The sequence below is a fragment of the Streptomyces sp. NPDC014891 genome, assembly GCF_043081085.1.
Lineage (GTDB): Bacteria > Actinomycetota > Actinomycetes > Streptomycetales > Streptomycetaceae > Streptomyces.
On the sequence record NZ_JBIBWF010000016.1, the window covers coordinates 83,793 to 102,054 of the forward strand.

Annotated in this window: 19 protein-coding genes and 1 pseudogene; 10 read left to right on the forward strand and 10 right to left on the reverse strand. The window is 72.9% G+C overall.

Translation table 11 applies throughout. The annotated features are described in order from the left end of the window. Nucleotides 1–242: 242 nt before the first annotated feature. Complete coding sequence (locus tag ACF09E_RS33925) at nt 243–947, reverse strand: histidine phosphatase family protein (RefSeq protein WP_392209906.1); 705 nt, start codon at nt 945–947, stop codon at nt 243–245. Then, nucleotides 944–2,290 (reverse strand): glutamate-1-semialdehyde 2,1-aminomutase, encoded by a 1,347-nt coding sequence (gene hemL / locus ACF09E_RS33930; RefSeq protein ID WP_392209908.1) that lies wholly within the window; start codon nt 2,288–2,290, stop codon nt 944–946. The genes ACF09E_RS33925 and hemL overlap by 4 nt, the downstream gene beginning before the upstream one ends. A gap of 410 nt (nt 2,291–2,700) precedes the next feature. Between hemL and ACF09E_RS33935 the strand changes: the two are divergent. Then, nucleotides 2,701–3,144: pseudogene (locus ACF09E_RS33935) on the forward strand (hypothetical protein); the annotation flags it as partial. 61 nt (nt 3,145–3,205) lie between these two features. Here ACF09E_RS33935 and ACF09E_RS33940 read toward each other — a convergent pair. After that, a complete protein-coding gene (locus ACF09E_RS33940) occupies nt 3,206–5,179 on the reverse strand; it encodes an APC family permease (RefSeq protein WP_392209910.1) in 1,974 nt (657 codons plus the stop codon). A gap of 125 nt (nt 5,180–5,304) precedes the next feature. On the opposite strand from ACF09E_RS33940, the gene ACF09E_RS33945 reads away from it, so the two are divergent. Next, a complete protein-coding gene (locus ACF09E_RS33945; protein ID WP_361852129.1) occupies nt 5,305–5,724 on the forward strand; it encodes a MerR family transcriptional regulator in 420 nt (139 codons plus the stop codon). A 221-nt stretch (nt 5,725–5,945) separates the two neighbouring features. Here ACF09E_RS33945 and ACF09E_RS33950 read toward each other — a convergent pair whose 3' ends face one another. After that, a complete protein-coding gene (locus ACF09E_RS33950; protein WP_392209912.1) occupies nt 5,946–6,794 on the reverse strand; it encodes an ABC transporter substrate-binding protein in 849 nt (282 codons plus the stop codon). A gap of 299 nt (nt 6,795–7,093) precedes the next feature. Here ACF09E_RS33950 and ACF09E_RS33955 point away from each other — a divergent pair, with 299 nt between their 5' ends. Then, nucleotides 7,094–7,333: a hypothetical protein gene (locus tag ACF09E_RS33955; RefSeq protein WP_361853858.1), complete on the forward strand. Its 240-nt coding sequence runs from the start codon at nt 7,094–7,096 to the stop codon at nt 7,331–7,333. Between the two features lie 38 nt (nt 7,334–7,371). Here ACF09E_RS33955 and ACF09E_RS33960 read toward each other — a convergent pair whose 3' ends face one another. Beyond that, a complete protein-coding gene (locus ACF09E_RS33960) occupies nt 7,372–7,974 on the reverse strand; it encodes a TIGR03086 family metal-binding protein (protein WP_392209914.1) in 603 nt (200 codons plus the stop codon). Between the two features lie 89 nt (nt 7,975–8,063). On the opposite strand from ACF09E_RS33960, the gene ACF09E_RS33965 reads away from it, so the two are divergent. Together ACF09E_RS33965 and ACF09E_RS33970 are read left to right on the forward strand one after the other, a co-directional pair. Next, complete coding sequence (locus ACF09E_RS33965) at nt 8,064–9,014, forward strand: DUF6597 domain-containing transcriptional factor (RefSeq protein WP_392209916.1); 951 nt, start codon at nt 8,064–8,066, stop codon at nt 9,012–9,014. A 14-nt stretch (nt 9,015–9,028) separates the two neighbouring features. Continuing rightward, nucleotides 9,029–9,553, forward strand: coding sequence for a GNAT family N-acetyltransferase (locus ACF09E_RS33970; RefSeq protein ID WP_392209918.1), 525 nt, complete (start codon nt 9,029–9,031; stop codon nt 9,551–9,553). Here ACF09E_RS33970 and ACF09E_RS33975 read toward each other — a convergent pair. Beyond that, the gene (locus ACF09E_RS33975) at nt 9,550–9,999 is read right to left on the reverse strand and encodes a GNAT family N-acetyltransferase (RefSeq protein ID WP_392209920.1); all 450 of its coding nucleotides are present in this window, start codon (nt 9,997–9,999) and stop codon (nt 9,550–9,552) included. The two genes, ACF09E_RS33970 and ACF09E_RS33975, sit on opposite strands and share 4 nt — an antisense overlap. Nucleotides 10,000–10,123: 124 nt before the next feature. Between ACF09E_RS33975 and ACF09E_RS33980 the strand changes: the two genes are divergently transcribed. Continuing rightward, the gene (locus ACF09E_RS33980) at nt 10,124–10,975 is read left to right on the forward strand and encodes an NAD(P)H-binding protein (protein WP_392209922.1); all 852 of its coding nucleotides are present in this window, start codon (nt 10,124–10,126) and stop codon (nt 10,973–10,975) included. 51 nt (nt 10,976–11,026) lie between these two features. Continuing rightward, a complete protein-coding gene (locus ACF09E_RS33985) occupies nt 11,027–11,767 on the forward strand; it encodes a Mut7-C RNAse domain-containing protein (protein ID WP_392209924.1) in 741 nt (246 codons plus the stop codon). 77 nt (nt 11,768–11,844) lie between these two features. Here the strand turns inward: ACF09E_RS33985 and ACF09E_RS33990 are convergent, their stop codons facing one another. Together ACF09E_RS33990 and ACF09E_RS33995 are read right to left on the reverse strand one after the other, a co-directional pair. After that, the gene (locus ACF09E_RS33990) at nt 11,845–12,330 is read right to left on the reverse strand and encodes a MarR family winged helix-turn-helix transcriptional regulator (RefSeq protein WP_148006987.1); all 486 of its coding nucleotides are present in this window, start codon (nt 12,328–12,330) and stop codon (nt 11,845–11,847) included. A gap of 61 nt (nt 12,331–12,391) precedes the next feature. Further along, nucleotides 12,392–12,952: a TetR family transcriptional regulator gene (locus ACF09E_RS33995; RefSeq protein ID WP_392209926.1), complete on the reverse strand. Its 561-nt coding sequence runs from the start codon at nt 12,950–12,952 to the stop codon at nt 12,392–12,394. A gap of 116 nt (nt 12,953–13,068) precedes the next feature. Here ACF09E_RS33995 and ACF09E_RS34000 point away from each other — a divergent pair, with 116 nt between their 5' ends. Then, nucleotides 13,069–14,556: an FAD-dependent oxidoreductase gene (locus ACF09E_RS34000; RefSeq protein WP_392209928.1), complete on the forward strand. Its 1,488-nt coding sequence runs from the start codon at nt 13,069–13,071 to the stop codon at nt 14,554–14,556. A gap of 18 nt (nt 14,557–14,574) precedes the next feature. On the opposite strand, the gene ACF09E_RS34005 is transcribed toward ACF09E_RS34000, so the two are convergent. Further along, nucleotides 14,575–15,057: a hypothetical protein gene (locus ACF09E_RS34005; protein WP_392209929.1), complete on the reverse strand. Its 483-nt coding sequence runs from the start codon at nt 15,055–15,057 to the stop codon at nt 14,575–14,577. A 166-nt stretch (nt 15,058–15,223) separates the two neighbouring features. On the opposite strand from ACF09E_RS34005, the gene ACF09E_RS34010 reads away from it, so the two are divergent. Next, a complete protein-coding gene (locus ACF09E_RS34010) occupies nt 15,224–15,988 on the forward strand; it encodes an SDR family NAD(P)-dependent oxidoreductase (protein ID WP_392209931.1) in 765 nt (254 codons plus the stop codon). Nucleotides 15,989–16,140: 152 nt separating this feature from the next. Continuing rightward, nucleotides 16,141–17,001, forward strand: coding sequence for an LAGLIDADG family homing endonuclease (locus ACF09E_RS34015; protein WP_392209933.1), 861 nt, complete (start codon nt 16,141–16,143; stop codon nt 16,999–17,001). Nucleotides 17,002–17,058: 57 nt separating this feature from the next. Here ACF09E_RS34015 and ACF09E_RS34020 read toward each other — a convergent pair whose 3' ends face one another. Beyond that, on the reverse strand, nt 17,059–18,252 hold the full coding sequence (locus ACF09E_RS34020) for an RtcB family protein (protein ID WP_392209934.1): 1,194 nt from the start codon (nt 18,250–18,252) through the stop codon (nt 17,059–17,061). Between the last annotated feature and the right edge of the window lie 10 nt (nt 18,253–18,262).

Genomic DNA, 18,262 nt, shown 5'->3' on the forward strand with positions numbered 1-18,262 from the left:
TGAGATGCCGGGAGGAACACGGAGGTTCCGGGAAATCGCACAAAAATTTCAGGGCGATCGATTGGCATGAACACCACTCGACCGCCCTGAACTGTGGACCGCCCACTCCCGCGCTGTCCAGCGGGGCCGCAATCCTTCACCGAAGGACTACAGACGACTGCCGAACAACCCTCCGCGTACCGGAACGCTCACGCTCCGGTCATCGGCGCGACGGGGAAAAGCACCTGGGGACCCTCCGGGACCTACGCCCCGAAAGCCTTCGACTTCCCCTTCACCGGCTTCGCGCCGGCCAGCAGGTGCGCCGGAACGAGGTCGCGGGCGGGCTCGCTGTACCCGACCGAGACGATCGTGTCACCGCGGTACGTGAACGAGGTCAGCGAGGCGAGCGTGCACTGGCGCCGCCGCGGGTCGTGCCAGAGCCGCCGCTTCTCCACGAAGCTGCGCACGATCCAGATCGGCAGCTGGTGGCTGACCAGAACGGCCTCGTGCCCCCGGGCCGCGTCCTTCGCCGCGTCGAGCGCGCCCATCATCCGGACGACCTGCTCGATGTACGGCTCGCCCCAGGACGGCTGGAACGGGTTGGTGAGGTGCTTCCAGTTCCCCGGCTTGCGCAGCGCCCCGTCGCCGACGCCGAACGTCTTGCCCTCGAAGACGTTCGCCGCCTCGATGAGCCGCGCGTCCGTCGCCAGGTCCAGTCCGTGCGCCTTGGCCACCGGCGTCGCCGTCTCCTGCGCCCGCTCCAGCGGGGACGCGACCACGTACGTGACGTCCCGGCCGGCCAGGCTCTCCGCGACCCGGTCCGCCATCTGCCGGCCCAGTTCGGAGAGGTGGTACCCGGCCCGGCGGCCGTAGAGGACGCCGTCGGGGTTGTGCACCTCGCCGTGCCGCATCAGATGGACGACGGTGATGTCCTGGTCGTTCTCCGCGCGAGCGGTGGCGTCGCTCATGCCGTCGCCTCCGCGGCGGCGCGGGCGGCGGCCGGCAGGGCAGCGGCGATCCGCTCGACCGCCCGCTCGTCGTGCGAGGCCGACACGAACCAGGACTCGAAGGCGGACGGCGGCAGGTACACGCCGTCGGCCAGCATCGAGTGGAAGAAGGCGTTGAAGCGGAAGGCCTCCTGGCGCTTCGCCTCGTCGTAGTTCCGCACCTCGTCGGCGGTGAAGAAGACCGAGAACATGTTGGACGCGGTCTGCAGCCGGTGCGCCACGCCCTCCTTGGCGAGCGCCTCGGTGACCAGGCCCCGGATCGTCTCCGACACCGCGTTCACCGTGGCGTACGCGGCGTCGTCGAGCAGCCGCAGCTGCGCGAGCCCGGCGGCCGTCGCGATCGGGTTACCGGAGAGGGTGCCCGCCTGGTAGACCGGGCCGGCCGGGGCGAGGTGCCCCATGACGTCGGCGCGGCCGCCGAACGCGGCGGCCGGGAAGCCGCCGCCCATGACCTTGCCGAAGGTCAGCAGGTCCGCCTTGACGCCGTCGACGCCGTACCAGCCGGCCTTCGACGTACGGAAACCGGTCATCACCTCGTCGGAGATGTACAGCGCGCCGCTCTCCCGGCACAGGTCCGCCAGGCCCTGGTTGAAGCCCGCGACCGGCGGGACCACGCCCATGTTGCCGGGCGAGGCCTCGGTGATCACACAGGCGATCTCGCCCGGGTGCGCGGCGAACGCGGCCCGGACGGCCTCCAGGTCGTTGTAGGGCAGCACGATCGTGTCCCCGGCCTGCGCGCCGGTCACACCGGGCGTGTCGGGAAGGCCCAGGGTCGCGACACCGGATCCGGCCGCGGCCAGCAGCGCGTCCACGTGGCCGTGGTAGCAGCCGGCGAACTTGACGACCTTGGCCCGCCCGGTGAAGCCGCGGGCCAGCCGGATCGCGGACATGGTGGCCTCGGTGCCCGAGGAGACGAGCCGGACCTGCTCGACGGGCTCGACGCGCGCCACGATCTCCTCGGCGAGCGCGACCTCGCCCTCGCCCGGCGTGCCGAAGGAGGTGCCGCGGGCGACGGCCTGCTGCACCGCGGCGGTGACCTCGGGGTGCGCGTGGCCGAGGATCATCGGCCCCCACGAGCACACCAGGTCGACGTACTCGCGACCGTCCGCGTCGGTGAGGTACGGGCCGGAACCGGACACCATGAACCGGGGCGTACCGCCCACGGCCCGGAAGGCGCGCACCGGTGAGTTCACGCCGCCGGGCGTCACGAGGGAAGCGCGGTCGAAAAGCGTCTGTGAGACTGGGGCTTCGTATGAATACGGCACTGTGATCCTGACCTGCGAGAACGACTGAGGGCACGACATCGGGAACGGAGGAGGGGTGTGAACATCCCGAGTATTACGCCGGGGCGTTCGCCCTCCGCGTCTGCGAAACTGGGGCGTCATAGGGATGGCTCACGGAATCCATGGTGTCAGAGGCCACGGCGTTCTTGCGGACAGGTGTTTCACCGTACGAACGCGGGGGAGGTCACTGACACGATGATCGGGTCGCGCGGCGGGGTCGTGTTGCCGAGAAAAAGCAGTCGGGTGGAGATATGCATCGCGGTGGCGGACCGGGCGAGGGGACGGACGATCTGGGTCCGGAGTCTGCCCGCCGGGGGAGGCACCGGCGCCGGCGGAGCGAGGACCCCGCTTCGGGAGGCTCCGGCAGCCCGGGCGTTCCGGGCACCTCGGGCCCTCCGGGGGACCCGGTCACCGGAAGCGCGAGCGGGAGTGGCCGGTTGGGGGTGACGTACAAGTACTTCGGTGCGCCCGACGGGGCCACGGCGGCCCGCGTACCGATCTCGATGCGCCCGGAGGAGCTCGGCGGCGACGAGCTCGGCATGGGCGGCATGTTCACCAAGATCAAGCCGGAGACCATAGCGGCCATGGTCCTGACCGGCATCCAGGGCATGCCCCTGAACAAGGTGCCGCCGCTGGAGCTCGTGGTCCTGCACCCGGACTACGCGGTGGTGAAGCTGCCGATGACGGTCGTCGACCCGCTGCGCGCGATCGGCGAGGAGTCCGTCGGCGCCGCCGCCTTCATCTGGTCCACGGTCCCCGACCGCGGCGGCCCCCGCGACGCCTTCGACGTCTACCAGCTGCTCCACGAGTGGCAGGACTTCTCGGTCCGCCTCCACGAGGCGGGTCACCAGCCCTACTGCCTGGTGTGGCCCTAGCCGCCCCGTGCGGCCGGGAGGACCGGTCGCGCCCCGTGCGGCCGGGAGGACCGGCCCTCCCTCAGGTCCGGTCCTCGGCCGCCTTCGCGGCCTCCGCCGCCCGCGCGCGCTCCGCGGCCAGCTCACGGGCCGAGGCGAGCCGGTACGGCACGTCGATCACGACGACGTTCTTCATGAACAGCAACCGGGTCTTGAGGCGCAGCGCGCTCTGGTTGTGCAGCGGCTGCTCCCACCAGTGGCCCACCACGTACTCGGGGATGACCACCGAGACCACCGAGTCGCCCGTCCGTTCCGGCGCCTCCCGGACGTGCCGCAGCACCGGCTGGACGATCGAGCGGTAGGGGGAGCTCAGCACCCGGAGTGGTACGTCGATGCCGTGCGCCTCCCAGGTCGCCCGGAGCACTTCCACCTCGGCCGGGTCCTCGGCGACGGTCACCGCCGTGAGCGAGGTGCCGCGCAGGGTCTTCGCGTACGACAGGGCCCGGAGGCTGGGCGCGTTGACCGAGGCCACCAGGACGAGGACGTGGTTGCCGGCGAGGACGCGGGGCCGCTCGCCGGGACCGACCGCCACCTCGGCCGCGACGGCGTCGTAGTGCCGCCGCACCCCCTTCATCCCGGCGAACAGCACCGGCATCGCGATGACGACGAGCCAGGCTCCGTGGGTGAACTTGGTGATGAGGACGATGACGAGCACGACCGCGGTCAGACAGGCGCCGAAGGCGTTGATCGCCAGGCGCCGGTGGATGTTGTGCCGGTCGGCCGCCCCCGCTGGGGTGGCAAGCTCCCGCCGCCAGTGCTTGACCATGCCCGCCTGGGAGAGGGTGAAGGAGACGAAGACGCCGATGATGTACAGCTGGATCAGCCGGGTCAGCTCGGCGTCGAAGGCCACGATGAGGACGATCGCGGCGAGCGCGAGCAGCACGATGCCGTTCGAGTAGACGAGCCGGTCGCCGCGGTGGAAGAGCTGCCGGGGCGCGTACCGGTCCCGGCCCAGGACGGAGGCCAGCATCGGGAAGCCGTTGAAGGCCGTGTTGGCCGCCAGGATCAGCACGCCCGCGGTCACCGCCTGGAGCACGTAGAAGAGGATGTGCCAGTCGCCGAAGGTGGCCCGGCCGATCTGCGCGAGCGCGGTGGACATCGGGGTGCCGGGGGCGAGCCCGAGTTCCGTGGGGTCCTCGGCGACGTGCACCTCGTAGACCATGGCGAGCACCGTGATCCCGAAGAACATGGTCACCGACAGCCCGCCCATCACCGCCAGGGTCGTCGCCGCGTTGCGGCTCTTGGGCTTGGCGAACGCGGGCACGCCGTTGCTGACGGCCTCGACGCCGGTCAGCGCGGTGCAGCCGGAGGCGAAGGCCCGCAGCGCGAGCAGCACGAGCGCGATCCCCGAGTAGGTGGACACCGCCTCGACGGGCAGGTCGGCGGACTCGGCGCGGATCGTCGCACCGGTCGCCATCCGCACCGCGGCCACCGCGAACATCAGATAGACGACCGCGATGAAGGCGTACGTGGGGACGGCGAACCAGCGGCCCGACTCCCGCACCCCGCGCAGGTTCATCCAGGCGAGCACCGCCACGAAGACCACCGACAGGAGCACGGCGTGCCCGTCGAGCGAGGGGACGGCCGAGGTGATCGCGGCGACCCCCGACACCACCGAGACGGCGACGGTCATCACGTAGTCGATCAGCAGCGCGGAGGCCGCGGTGAGCGCGGCGGTCTGTCCGAGGTTCTCGGCGGAGACGACGTAGGCCCCGCCGCCGCCCGGATAGGCGTAGCAGGTCTGCCGGTAGGAGGCCACGACGACCAGGAGCAGGATCACGATGCCGACCGCCGCGTACCAGGCCAGATGGAGCACGGCGAGGCCGCCGAGGGCGAGGATCAGCAGGATCTCCTCGGTGGCGTACGCGACCGAGGAGAGGGGGTCGCTGCAGAAGATCGGCAGGGCGACCCGCTTGGGCAGCAGGGTCTCGCCGAGCCGGCCGCTGTCCAACGGACGACCTACGAGCAGGCGTTTCGCCGCACTTCCAGCTCTCATAAGTGCTGAAGTTAGGACGAATGGTATGTAATGCGCGGAAGCCGCGCCCTGGGGGACCCCGTACGCCTGGCGGGAACCCCGCACGAGGAAGGACCTGACGCGTGAGCGGAGCACGAGGAGTGCGCATGGCCGGCGAGCCCCTGCAGATCGGCGAGGTCGCCGCACGGACCGAGCTGTCCCTGCGCACGATCCGGCAGTACGAGGACAACGGCCTGGTGGTCCCGTCCGCGGCCTCACCGGGCGGGTTCCCGCTCTACACGGACGCGGACGTGGCGCGGCTGATGGTCGTCCGCCGGATGAAGCCGCTCGGCTTCACCCTGGACGAGACCCGCGAACTCCTCACGGCCGTGGACCTGCTGGCCGGCGAGCGCGAGGGCACGGAGACCGAGCTCGACCCGGACGAGCGGGCCGCGCTCGTGGCCCGCGTCCGCGGCTACGAACAGGCCGCCGCGGAACGGGTCGCCGAACTGCGGGCCCAGCTCGCCCGAGCCGAGGAGTTCGCCGACTCCCTGCGCCGGACCCGGCTCACGGCGACCCCCGCCTGAGGGGGCGCGGGGGCGGGGCCCGGCCGGGACCAGGTGGTCCAGCCGGGACTGCGGTGGTCCGGGCCGGGACCGCGGTGCGGGGCCCTGGTCGGCCGTGCCCCGCCCCGCCTGCTCCGGGGCCCGGGGCTCGGAGCCCGGGGGCCCTGGGGCTCGGGGCTCGGGGGCTCGGAGCCCGAGGCTCGGTCGGCACACCGCGGGTCCGTTGCGGCACGCGCGGGCGCTCAGCCCGCGAGCGCCCCGGCCACGGTGCGGAAGAAGCGCGCGTACGCGGCCGGGCTCGGCGGTGTCTCCGGGTTCCACGGCGTGCGGCGGACGGCGGGCAGGGCCGCGTCCGGCGCGGTGGCGTGCGCCCGGCTGTCGAAGAGGACCAGGTCGGGCCGGAGCTCGACGGCCCGGCCCCAGTCGCCGGTGAGCCAGTTCGCGCCGGGACCCGGGCCCGGGTCGACGAGCCGGACGCCCAGCTCGGCGAGCCTCGCGAGCTCCGGCCAGGCGAGCGGCCGGGCCAGGTGCACCTGCTCGGGCCCGGCACCGGAGAGCGCGAGCACCCCGAGCCCGGTCCGCGCGGCCGCCTCCCGCAGCTCGTCCTCGGCGGCCTGGAGATCGGCCGCGGAGCCCTCGCCGGCCGCGCCCCCGTCCGCCGGCGCCCCCAGGCTCACCGCCAGCGCGCCGAACCGGTCGAGGATGGCCGGCAGGCTGAGCTCGTTGCCGACGGAGAGCGCGACCAGCGGCACCCCGAGCCGTTCGGCGACGGCCTCGTCCAGCGCGTAGGGGCTCTTCCCGTCATACGTCACGTCGACCAGCACGTCCGGCCGCAGCTCCCGCAGCCGCTCCTCGTCGAGGACCCGGCCCGGCCCGAGGTACGTCACCGCGGCCGCGCCCAGCCCGCCCTCCTTCGCCGGATCCAAGGTGTCCCCGTCGTGCCCCGACCCGTACACGGCGACCGGCGTCACGCCCAGGTCGCACAGCGCGGCCCCGGCCCGCACGTACGCGACCACCCGCCGCGGTACCCGGGCCGCACCCGGCTCCGCCCCTCTGTCGTCCGTGAATCCCCACGCCTGCGTCCCGGACATGCGGCTGCTCCCTCCCGGCCTGAAATGCGCCTCTCCCCGAGCACCTTGGAGCGCTTCCCCGGCCCGCACAAGAGGGCCTGCGGTCAGGACGCGACGCTGGGGCGGCCGGGGCCCCGGTGACCTGCGCGGGGCCGCGCCGGGTCCGGGACCAAGGTCCCGGACCCCCTGCCGAAAGTCCCCCGGGTTGGTGTTAACTGAACAGGTCGGGAGGAAGCAGTAGGAATCGTCGGGCCTTCGTGCCCGCGCGCCACCTGCCGGGGCGTGCGGCGCTCGGCGGCCCTCACGCCCTGGAGTGAGTCATGTCCTTGCCCGGCCAGTTCTCCGACCCCCGTGTGATCACGCTCTTCGGCCTGCTCGCCGTCTCGACGGTGGTGTGGCTGTCGCTCGGCCTGCGCGCCCGCGCCCGCGACCGGGCGCGCAGGCCCCTGGAGCGGGTCTGGCACCCGCAGGAGTCGATCGTCCTGACGCCCGCCGAGGAGCACGCCTTCGGCCAGGTCGTCTCCCGCCTCTCCCAGGGCTCACCGGGCCGCCTGCGCTGAACCGCCGGTTCCGTCGGCCCGGACCGGCGCACCGGAGCTCAGACCAGGGGCGCGTACGGGTCGCGGCCCGTCGTCGCGAGCAGCCGCTCGAAGGGCGTCGCGTCGCCGGGCAGGGCGACGGCCTCCTCGAAGACGCCCGCCTTGCGGGCCATGGGCGCCATCGCCTCCACCTCCCCGACGAGCCCGTCGACCACGGCCGGGTCCGGCGTGAAGTCCCGCCCGGTGGCCCGGGCCAGGTCCCAGGCGTGCACAGTGAGGTCGAGCAGCACCATGGACCCGACGGTCCTCGCCGGCAGCCCCATGCCCCCGGTGGTGCCCTCCTCGGCGCCGGGCGCCGACCAGGCCGCGACGAGCTTGTCCGTCTCGGTCCCGAAGCCGTCCCGCCACTCGGGGGCGGCGAGCCAGTCGGTGGTGGTGGACAGCTCGGCGGGCTGCTTGGCGGCGAGCGCCTGGAAGTGCACGACGACGCCGTAGAGGTGGTTCAGCAGGGCGCGGACGTCGTACGCGGCGCAGGGCGTGGGCGCGCCGAGCGAGGCGTCGCCGATGCCGGCGACCACGGGCACGGCACGTGCGGCGGCGCTGCGGAGCAGGTCACCGATGCGGGTCGGCGCACCGGGGCTGAGCGGTTCCTCGTTCGTCATGGAACCGACGCTAGGAGCCGCGGCGCGCCCCGTCTTGAAGAAACACGCCAGGCGGCGCGTTCAGGACGGGACGCACCTAGCATCGGGGCATGTCCGACTCCGCTCCCCGCAGGGACACCCGGGGCATCGTCGACCCGGCCGAGCTGCTCTCCCGGGTCCGCTTCCGCCGGCACACCCCGGCGCCGGAGCTGCGGCCCTATCTGGAGCACTACTGGCTGATCGACTGGGACCTGCCGGAGCCGTACGCGACCCACGTCGTCCCGCACCCGTCGGTGAACATCGTCTTCCAGCGGTACGGGGCGCTCGACGCCCCGGCGGCGCACGCGCGCGCGTCCGCCGAGGTCGCCGGGATCGGGCTCGGCCTGTTCACCCGGAAGCTGACGGAGCGGGGCCGGGTCTGCGGGATCCAGTTCCGCCCGGGCGGCTTCCGCCCCTTCGCGCCCGCGTGGCCGGTGTCGGCCTGGACGGGCCGCCGGGTTCCCCTGGCGGAGGTCTTCCCGGACACGGCCCCGGCGCGGGGCCCGGCCACGGAGCCGTCCTCGGGCACGGCCCCGGACATCGGGGCGGACGGGGACGCGGGGACCGAGCCGGGCCCGGACACGGACGCCGCTCTCCTCGACGCCGTCCTCTCCCCCGAGGCCGACCACGCGCGCGTGGCGGCGCTCGACGCCTTCCTGCTCGCCCACGGCCCCGCCCCCGATCCGGCCGCGGACCGGGCCATGGAGCTGGTGGACCTGATCCGCGGGGACCGCGGCCTGTCCAAGGTGTCCCACCTGGTCGCGGCCGCGGGCCTGTCGGCGCGCTCGCTCCAGCGTCTCTTCGGGACCCACGTCGGCGTGGCCCCCAAGTGGGTGATCCTGCGCTACCGCATCCACGAGGCCCTGGAGCGGGCCGAGGCGGCGGGCGAAGCGGGCGGCCCGGACTGGGCGGCCCTGGCGGCGGAGCTGGGCTACAGCGACCAGGCCCATCTCGTACGGGACTTCACCGCGACGATCGGGGCGTCGCCGACGGCCTACGCCCGGGGACTGTCGGCGCCCTGACCTACCGTACGGGGATGGACTTCCCCGCTTCCTCGCCCGTACGGCTCGAACCCTGGTCCGAGGCCGACGCCGGCCTGCTGCGCGCCCTGAACGCACCGGAGCTGACGGGTCACCTCGGCGGCCCCGAGACGGAGGAGCGACTCGTCCGCCGCCACGCGCGCTACGTGGCCCTGAGCGCCGCCGCCCCGGCCCCGGGGCGCATGTACCGGATCGTGCTGCTGCCGGAGGAGGCCGTGGTCGGCAGCATCGGCTTCTGGGTGCGGACGGGTGACGGCGCGCCGGTGTACGAGACCGGGTGGGCCGTGCTGCCGGGCTTCCAGGGCCGGGGCGTGGCGACGGCCGCCACGCGCGCGGTGGCGGCGGAGGCCCGGGCCGCGGGCCTGCACCGCTTCCTGCACGCGTACCCGTCGACGGAGAACGCCGCGTCGAACGCGGTGTGCCGCAAGGCGGGGTTCGAGCTGCTCGGCGAGCGGGACTTCGAGTACCCGCCGGGCCGCCCGATGGTCTGCAACGACTGGCGGCTCGACCTGGCCTCCTAGGAGGCGTCCTCGGGCGCGGTGAGCGACCGGCTGAAGTGGAAGGCCACGATGTCCAGGCGCTCGCGCAGGTAGAAGCGGTGGGCTCCGGTGCGGTGGGTGCCGGAGTCCAGGTCGAGCGTGTGGCAGCCCTCCGCGCGGGCGCGGGCGTCCAGGTGGGCCAGGAGCGCGTGGCCGACGCCGGTGGAGCGGCTGGCCGAGGCGGTCACGAGGTCGTCGACGTAGAGCTGTCGCAGGGTGCTGGTGTTGACGACGATCCGCCAGCCGGCCGCGCCGACGCAGCGGCCGTCCCCGGCGTAGGCGGCGCTGAAGCGGAGGCCCTGGGCGTACCCGGTGCCGTAGACCTCGCGGAAGAGCTCCGCGGTGAGGTGGGGCCGGAGCTCGGCGAGGACGGGCAGGAGGTCGTTCTCCAGCCGGGGGTCGCCGGGCTCGAGGTCGATGATCTTCATGGCGGGACGGTACACCGGCGTCCGGGCGGGGTTGACGAGCGGCGGCCACCCCTGGATATTTATCTGCGTGACGCAGATGATGCGCCACGCAGGACAATGATGCCCGTTTCCGGAAGGACTCCTCATGACCGTTCTCGTCACCGGCAGCCGCGGCCGGGTCGCCTCCACGCTGCTCGGGCTCCTCGACGCCGCCGGCATCAAGGCGAAAGCCGCCTCCAGGAACCCCGCGGACCTCTCCCCACCGGCCGGCATCGCCACCGTGCGCTGCGATCTCGCCGACCCGGCGACCTTCGACACGGCCCTGACCGGCGTCGACGCCGTCTTCCTGTACGCCGAGGCGACCCATGCCGGGGCCTTCGCCGACCGGGCCCGCGCCGCGGGCGTCGAGCACGTCGTGCTGCTCTCCTCCAGCGCGGTCCTGGCCCCGGACGCCGCCGCGAACCCGATCGCCGCCTCCCACCTCGCGGCCGAGCGCGCCCTCTCCGCCGCCGCGGACGCCGGGGCCTTCGAGGCCACACACCTCCGGCCGGGCGCCTTCGCCACCAACGCCCTGCAGTGGGCGCGGGGGCTCCGGGACGGCCGGGGGCCCGCCCTGCCCGTGCCCCACGCGTACGCCGATCCGATCCATGAGCGCGACGTCGCCGAGGCGGCCTTCGCCGTCCTCACCGAGCCCCGGCTGCGCGGCACCTCGCACCACCTGACGGGTCCCGAGTCGCTGACCTTCGTCGAGCAGCTCGCGGTGCTCGCCGAGGTGACGGGCCGGCCCGCCCCGCACACCGTCGTCACCCCCGCGGAGTGGAGGGAGTCGGTCGCCGACTTCCTGCCGGAGCCCTTCGCCGACGCCCTGCTCGCCCACTGGACCGCGCACGACGGGCGGCCGGCACCGCTGACCCGCACGGTGGAGGAGCTGACCGGCCACCCGGCCCGCGCCTTCGCCGCCTGGGCCGCCGACCACGAGCGGGCCTTCCGCCCCTGACGGCCGCGAATTCCCTGGCAGCCCGTCCCGCCCCGGTGCGATCCTGTCCCCGTGAACGGACCGGAGATCCACATCAGCTTCGCCCCCGACCTGGGGCTCTTCGTCCCGGCCGACCGCCGCGCGGGCCGGACGACCGTGACCACCGACGGCGCCTCCTCGCTCGGCCACGTCGTCGAGTCGCTCGGCGTGCCGCTCACCGAGGCCGGCCGGCTGCTGGTCGACGGACGCCCCGTCGACACCTCGTACGTCCCGGCGGCGGGAGAGAGCGTCGAGGTCGAGGCGGTCGTCCGCCCCCAGCCGGTCCGGCCGGGCGCCCCCCTCCGGTTCCTGCTCGACGTGCACCTCGGCACGCTGGCCCGGCGCCTGCGGCTGCTCGGGGTGGACGCGGCGTACGAGAGCGAGGACATCGGCGACCCCGCCCTGGCCGCGCTGTCCGCGCGCGAGCGGCGCGTCATGCTCTCGCGCGACCGCGGTCTGCTGCGCCGCCGCGAGCTGTGGGCGGGGGCGTACGTCTACAGCGACCGCCCCGACGACCAGCTCCGGGACGTCCTGGAGCGCTTCGCGCCGCGGCTCGCCCCCTGGACGCGGTGCACCGCGTGCAACGGAGGACTGAGCGAGGCGGACAAGGACACGGTCCGCGAGCGCCTGGAGCAGGGCACCGAGAAGTCGTACGACGTGTTCGCCGAGTGCGTGGAGTGCGGCCGGGTCTACTGGCGCGGCGCCCACCACGCGCGGCTGGAGGCGATCGTCTCCGACGCGGTGCGCGAGTTCGGCGGCGCGACGGCGGGCTGACACCGCGGGCAACCGCTCGGGCGGGCTTCCCGACGGGCGCTCGGGCGGCCTTCCGGCGAGGGGCGCCCCCTCCCGGATCAGTCCAGACCGCCGCCGCGCAGCCGCTCGATCTGGGCGGCGCTGACCTCCACGGTGCGCCGCATGTGGGCGATGAGCAGGGCGACCTCGGCGTCGCTGTAGACGTCGAACATCGTGCCCCAGGTGCTGTTGAGCTTGCGCCACAGGGCGCCGAGCTCGGCGATCCGCTCGGGCACGAGGGCCACCAGCACGCGGCGCCGGTCCTCGGTGTCCCGTTCGCGCGTGACGTATCCGGAGCGCTCCAGACGGTCGACGAGCCTGGTCGCGGATCCCGTGGTGAGCCCGGTCAGCTCGGCGACCCGCCCGGTGGTCACCGGGCCCTCCTCCAGGCTGAGCAGGTTCAGGCACTGGACGTCGGTCGGGTGGAGCCCCAGATGGTCGGCGACGGCCTGGTTGAACAGGGCGTACGCCGCCATGTAGCGGCGGGCCTCCCCGTACAGCTCGGTCATCAGCGCCTCGCGCCGGCCTGAACTCTTCTGCGTCATGCAGAGATTGTACGAACCAGACACCCGCGGGCGGTCGCGGCCGCCGGCTCCGGGGCCGCCGTCAGGGCGCGTCCGCGGTCAGATAGCGCTGCACGGTCGGCGCCAGCCAGGCGACGACCTCCTCGGGCGGCATGTCGACGAGCGGCGGCAGCCGCAGCACGTAGCGGGTGAGCGCCATGCCGAGGATCTGGGAGGCGACGAGCGCAGCCCGCCGCGGCGCCTCCGCCGGGTCGGGACAGACGCCCCGGGCGACGGGGCCGAGCTGCTCGGCGAAGATCGCCCGCATCCGCTCCGCCCCGGCCGCGTTGGTGACCCCCACCCGCAGGAGGCCGGTGAGCACGTCGTCCCGCTCCCAGCGCTCCAGGAAGTGGGTGACGAGGACGGCCCCGACGTGCCGCGCCGGCAGGCCGCCCAGCTCGGGAAGGTGCAGCTCGATCTCCGAGGCGGCGGCGAACAGCCCCTCCTTGTTGCCGTAGTAGCGCATGACCATCGACGGATCGATCCCGGCGTCCCGGGCGATGGCCCGGATCGTGGCGCGCTCGTACCCGTCGGAGGCGAAGCGCTCGCGGGCGGCCTCCAGGATGGCGGCTCTGGTGGTGTCGGAGCGGCGGGCGGTCGTCATACCAACAACTGTAGGCCAACAGGCGTTGACACTCCATCGAAGGCACCTCTACAGTTGCCAACAAGCGTTGACCAACAGCCGTTGGCCAACGGTCGTGGGCACCCCCGGAGGCAGCCATGAGCACCACGGAGACACCTGAGAGCACGCAGCGCACGACGACCGCCACGAACGGCACACGCACCACACACAGCGGACCCACGGACACCCAGGTCCTCGTCATCGGCGCCGGCCCCACGGGCCTGCTCCTCGCCGGCGACCTCGCAGCCGCCGGCCTCGACGTGACCCTCGTCGAGCGCCGCCGCCCCGGCTTCGCCAACATGACCCGCGCCTTCGGCGTCCACGCCCGCACCCTGGAGCAGCTCGACGCCCGCGGCCTCGCGGACGAGCTCGTCGCCACCGGCACGACCCTCGGCAGCGCCAGGCTCTTCGGCCGCCTCGACCTCGACCTGACCCGGCTGCCCAGCCGCTTCAACCACCTCCTCGTCACCCCGCAGTACGAGATGGAGCGCCTCCTGGAGCGCCGCGCCAGGGCCGCCGGCGTCACCTTCCGCCACGGCACTGAGCTGCGCGGACTCCACCAGGACGCCGACACCGTGACGGCGGAGTTCACCGACCCCGACGGGGCCCCGCTCACCCTCACCGCCCGCCACCTGGTCGGCACGGACGGGGTCCGCAGCGCCGTCCGCACCACCCTGGGCCTGCCCTTCCCCGGCGGTTCCGTGATCCGGTCCCTCGTCCTCGCCGACGTCCGCCTCACCGAGGAGCCCGCCGACTCCTTCAGCGTCAGCGGCTCGGGGGACACCTTCGCCTTCATCGCCCCCTTCGGCGACGGCTGGTACCGGGTGATGGGATGGAACCGCACCCGCCAGGTCCCCGACAGCGAGCCCGTCGACCTGGACGAGCTCCGCGAGATCACCCGGCGCGCCCTCGGCACCGACCTCGGCATGCACGACCCTCGCTGGATCTCCCGCTTCCACAGCGACGAGCGCCAGGCCCCGTCGTACCGCGTCGGCCGGGTCTTCCTCGCCGGCGACGCCGCCCACGTCCACTCCCCCGCCGGCGGCCAGGGCATGAACACCGGCCTCCAGGACGCCGCCAACCTCTCCTGGAAGCTTGCGGCGGTCCTGCGCGGCGACGCACCCGACCCCGAGGCCCTCCTCGACAGCTACCAGTCCGAGCGCCACCCGGTCGGCGCCGCCGTGCTCCGCAGCAGCGGCACGCTCGTGCGCCTCGCGATGGCCCACACCCCGCTCACCCGCGCCGCCCGCTCCCTGGTCGCCCGAGTGGTGGGCACCCTGCGGCCCGCCTCCGCCCGCGCCATGGGCATGATCAGCGGACTCGGCATCGCGTACGCGCCCCCCGCGGGCTCCCGCCGCCCCGCGGGCCGCCGCGCGCCCGACGCGCGGCTGCGCGAAGGCCGCCTCTACGAGCTGCTGCGGGCGGGCGAGTTCGTCCTGATCGCCCCGGAGGGCGGCGCCCCCGCGCTGCCCGGGAGCGCCCCCGTCTCCCCCGAGCGCCTCATACGCGCCACCTGGACGGACCCGGCGCGCAGGACCGCGGTCCTGGTCCGCCCCGACGGGTACGTCCACTGGACGAGCCGCTGACCGGCACCGGAGGTGCCGTCAGAAGACGTAGGGGTCGCCGGTGGCGAGCACCAGGACCCGGTGCCGGTCGTTCCGCGGATTCCGGTCGGCCACGCCGTCCCGCCAGGCGGTGGTGATGTCCACGGTCAGCTCGTCCGGCGCCCCGGCGGTCCGCAGGTCCAGCATCAGCTCGCCGACGCCCCCCGCGGCCGGCAGCTCCCCCGTCCGGCAGGAGACCACCCGGTCGCTGCTCCACAGACAGGCGTCCGGCAGCTCCCGTCCACCGGCCATCGGCACGGAGAACGCGAGCCGGACCGTCGCCTGGGCGAGATCCGTGGGGCCGAAGTTCTCACTGACCAGCCAGACCCCGACCCGCCCGTCCCAGAGGGAGACATGGCCGTGATGGGCCAGATCCGCCTCGGGCCCGGCCACCGGCTCCACCGCACCGGCCCGCGCGCCGGCACCCGTCACCACCGCGGCCGCGAGGGCGACCCCGAGCACACCATTCCGCAATCCACGCATAGACCCCAAGAAATCACAGATCATCTGATCTACTGACCATTCATCAGCCTGCGTGTCCCCACCCCACCCCACACCCCACCCGCTCACCGCGCCCTCCGGGATCCGCGCCGCCTATCCTGGCCGGGCGATCGACATAATCGACCACCTGCGCGAGGAGCACGACGTCATGACTGCCCCCGGTACCCCCATCGCCGTCGTCACCGGAGCGAGCAGCGGAATCGGCGCCGCCACGGCCAGGCAGCTCGCCGCCGCCGGCTACCGCGTGGTCCTCACCGCCCGCCGCAAGGACCGCATCGAGGACCTCGCCGCCGAGATCAACGAGGCCGGCCACCAGGCCACCGCCTACGCCCTCGACGTCACCGACCGCACCGCCGTCGACGAGTTCGCCACCGCCTTCAAGACCCTCGCCGTCCTCGTCAACAACGCCGGCGGCGCCCTCGGCGCCGACCCCGTCGCCACCGGCGACCCCGCCGACTGGCGCCAGATGTACGAGGTCAACGTCATCGGCACGCTGAACATGACCCAGGCCCTGCTCCCGGCCCTCACCGAGAGCGGCGACGGCACGGTCGTCGTCCTCTCCTCCACCGCCGGCCACTCCACCTACGAGGGCGGCGCGGGCTACGTCGCCGCGAAGAACGGCGCCCGCGTGCTCGCCGAGACCCTCCGCCTGGAGATCGTCGGCACCCCGGTCCGCGTCATCGAGGTCGCTCCCGGCATGGTCAGGACCGACGAGTTCGCCACCACCCGCTTCCGCGGCGACACCGAGAAGGCCGCCAAGGTCTACGCCGGCGTGGCCGAGCCCCTCACCGCGGACGACGTGGCCGACACCATCACCTGGGCCTGCACCCGCCCCCCGCACGTCAACATCGACCTCCTGGTCGTCCGCCCCCGAGCCCAGGCCTCCAACACCAAGGTCCACCGCGAGCTCTGACACCACCCGCCACGTTCGGGTGAACAACCTGGATCTCCCGAACGACAGCCGCACGCGCGCCCTAGCGTCAAGGACAACTCCATACAGAACGGCCCTCGGCGGGGATTGCACTCCCGGCCGAGGGCCTCACCAGAAGGAAGAAGCACCTTCCCATGGCTGAACAGGACCCTAGCGCGCCCGCCCTCTTCGACATCGGCGCCCTCGCACCGACGTTCATGGACCTCCGCACCCCCGAGTACGCCTACATGTTCGGCTTCCTGCAAGCCGACGGGCACCTGGCTCATGGAGCCGGCCAGAAAGGCCGTCTCCGGGTCGAGATCAACGCGCGGGACATCCACATCCTCCACGAGTTCAAGCGCTTGACCCCGTACTACAGCTCCGTCACGGAACGGGTCCGCGCCACCAACTTCGCCAAGCAGCACCACTCGGCCATGTGGACTCTGTGCGCACTGGAGGCCAGGACCGTCATCAACAGGCTCGGAATCCCCTACGGCAAGAAGTCACGGATCATCCGGCCTCCCCGCTTCGAGTTCTCCCGCCCGGACTATCTCCGCGGCGTCATCGATGCTGACGGATCGCTCGGCTGGACCGCCGAGGGTCTTCCATTCCTCTCCTTCACATCGGCCAGCACAGCCCTGGCCGCGTACCTGTGCCACTACGCGAAGAAGCTCACGGGCGCCGAGCGGATCGCCCGCCGCAACGTCCGTGACCAGGTCTACGTCATCACGTACTACAAGGAACACGCCCAACAGCTCGCCGAGCACCTCTACTACCCCGGCTGTCTCGCCCTTGACCACAAGAAGGCCAACGCGGCATCGATCCAGACCTGGGTGCGCCCGGCAGACATGAGGTGCGCACCGCCTCGCCGGCGCTGGACAGAGGCCGACGATCGAGAACTGCTACGGCTCAACGACCCCGCCGCCGCAGCCATCGCACTCGACCGAACCGAACAGAGCTGCTCGATGCGCCTGTGGCGGATCCGTACCGGCCAGACGGCGTCGCCCATTCGCTAGCCGGACGCGGGGAGGGGCGGCGCTCACGCGCCGCCCCTCCCCGTCCATCCGAAGCCTTCAGCCCTTCACACAGATGACCTGCTTCAGCTTGGCGACGACCTCCACCAGGTCACGCTGCTGCTCGATGACCTTCTCGATCGGCTTGTACGCACCCGGGATCTCGTCCACGACGCCGGAGTCCTTACGGCACTCCACCCCTCGCGTCTGCTCTTCCAGGTCCTGCGTCGAGAAGCGCCGCTTCGCCGCGCTCCGGCTCATCTTCCGGCCCGCCCCGTGCGAGGCGGAGTTGAACGACGACGCGTTCCCCAGGCCCTTCACGATGTACGAACCCGTGCCCATCGAGCCCGGGATGATCCCGAACTCCCCGGACCCGGCCCGGATCGCGCCCTTCCGCGTGACCAGCAGGTCCATGCCCTCGTACCGCTCCTCCGCCACGTAGTTGTGGTGGCAGGAGATGACCTGGTCGAAGCTCACCCGGGCCTTGCGGAACTCCTTGCGGACGACCTCCTGGAACAGCGCCATCATGATCGCGCGGTTGTACTTCGCGTACTCCTGCGCCCAGAAGAGGTCGTGCCGGTAGGCCGCCATCTGCGGCGTGTCCGCGACGAACACCGCCAGGTCACGATCGACGAGACCCTGATTGTGGGGCAACTTCCGGGCTTCGCCTATGTGAAACTCTGCGAGCTCCTTGCCGATATTGCGGGAGCCGGAGTGCAGCATGAGCCACACCGAACCGGACATATCGACACAGAGCTCTACAAAATGATTCCCGGCTCCAAGTGTTCCCATCTGCAAAGCGGCACGTTCTCGGCGGAACTTCACCGCATCCGCCACCCCGTCGAACCGCGACCAGAAGTCGTCCCAGCCCGAGGTCGGGAACTGGTAGAGCCGCCCCGGGTCCACCTCCGACCGGTGCAGGCCCCGGCCCACCGGGATCGCCTGCTCGATCTTCGACCGGAGCCTCGACAGGTCGCCCGGCAGGTCGTTCGCCGTCAGCGAGGACTTGACCGCCGACATCCCGCAGCCGATGTCCACTCCGACCGCCGCGGGACAGACCGCGCCCTGCATCGCGATCACCGAACCGACCGTCGCACCCTTGCCGTAGTGCACGTCGGGCATCACGGCGAGGCCCTTGATCCACGGCAGCGTCGCCACGTTCCGCAGCTGCTGCATGGCACCGCCCTCCACCGCGGCGGGGTCGGCCCACATGCGAATGGGTACGTTCGCCCCCGGTACCTCTACGTACGACATACTCCCTCGA

Coding starts and splice junctions, on each gene's coding strand:
- ACF09E_RS33980 (WP_392209922.1), top strand. CDS start 10,124: ATGACCGTTCTCGTCACCGGCAGCCGCGGCCGGGTCGCCTCCACGCTG.
- ACF09E_RS33925 (WP_392209906.1), bottom strand. CDS start 947: ATGAGCGACGCCACCGCTCGCGCGGAGAACGACCAGGACATCACCGTC.
- ACF09E_RS33960 (WP_392209914.1), bottom strand. CDS start 7,974: ATGACGAACGAGGAACCGCTCAGCCCCGGTGCGCCGACCCGCATCGGT.
- ACF09E_RS34005 (WP_392209929.1), bottom strand. CDS start 15,057: ATGCGTGGATTGCGGAATGGTGTGCTCGGGGTCGCCCTCGCGGCCGCG.
- ACF09E_RS33990 (WP_148006987.1), bottom strand. CDS start 12,330: ATGACGCAGAAGAGTTCAGGCCGGCGCGAGGCGCTGATGACCGAGCTG.
- ACF09E_RS33955 (WP_361853858.1), top strand. CDS start 7,094: ATGTCCTTGCCCGGCCAGTTCTCCGACCCCCGTGTGATCACGCTCTTC.
- ACF09E_RS33965 (WP_392209916.1), top strand. CDS start 8,064: ATGTCCGACTCCGCTCCCCGCAGGGACACCCGGGGCATCGTCGACCCG.
- ACF09E_RS34015 (WP_392209933.1), top strand. CDS start 16,141: ATGGCTGAACAGGACCCTAGCGCGCCCGCCCTCTTCGACATCGGCGCC.
- ACF09E_RS33970 (WP_392209918.1), top strand. CDS start 9,029: ATGGACTTCCCCGCTTCCTCGCCCGTACGGCTCGAACCCTGGTCCGAG.
- hemL (WP_392209908.1), bottom strand. CDS start 2,290: ATGTCGTGCCCTCAGTCGTTCTCGCAGGTCAGGATCACAGTGCCGTAT.
- ACF09E_RS34020 (WP_392209934.1), bottom strand. CDS start 18,252: ATGTCGTACGTAGAGGTACCGGGGGCGAACGTACCCATTCGCATGTGG.
- ACF09E_RS33950 (WP_392209912.1), bottom strand. CDS start 6,794: ATGTCCGGGACGCAGGCGTGGGGATTCACGGACGACAGAGGGGCGGAG.
- ACF09E_RS33975 (WP_392209920.1), bottom strand. CDS start 9,999: ATGAAGATCATCGACCTCGAGCCCGGCGACCCCCGGCTGGAGAACGAC.
- ACF09E_RS33945 (WP_361852129.1), top strand. CDS start 5,305: ATGGCCGGCGAGCCCCTGCAGATCGGCGAGGTCGCCGCACGGACCGAG.
- ACF09E_RS33995 (WP_392209926.1), bottom strand. CDS start 12,952: ATGACGACCGCCCGCCGCTCCGACACCACCAGAGCCGCCATCCTGGAG.
- ACF09E_RS34010 (WP_392209931.1), top strand. CDS start 15,224: ATGACTGCCCCCGGTACCCCCATCGCCGTCGTCACCGGAGCGAGCAGC.
- ACF09E_RS33940 (WP_392209910.1), bottom strand. CDS start 5,179: ATGAGAGCTGGAAGTGCGGCGAAACGCCTGCTCGTAGGTCGTCCGTTG.
- ACF09E_RS34000 (WP_392209928.1), top strand. CDS start 13,069: ATGAGCACCACGGAGACACCTGAGAGCACGCAGCGCACGACGACCGCC.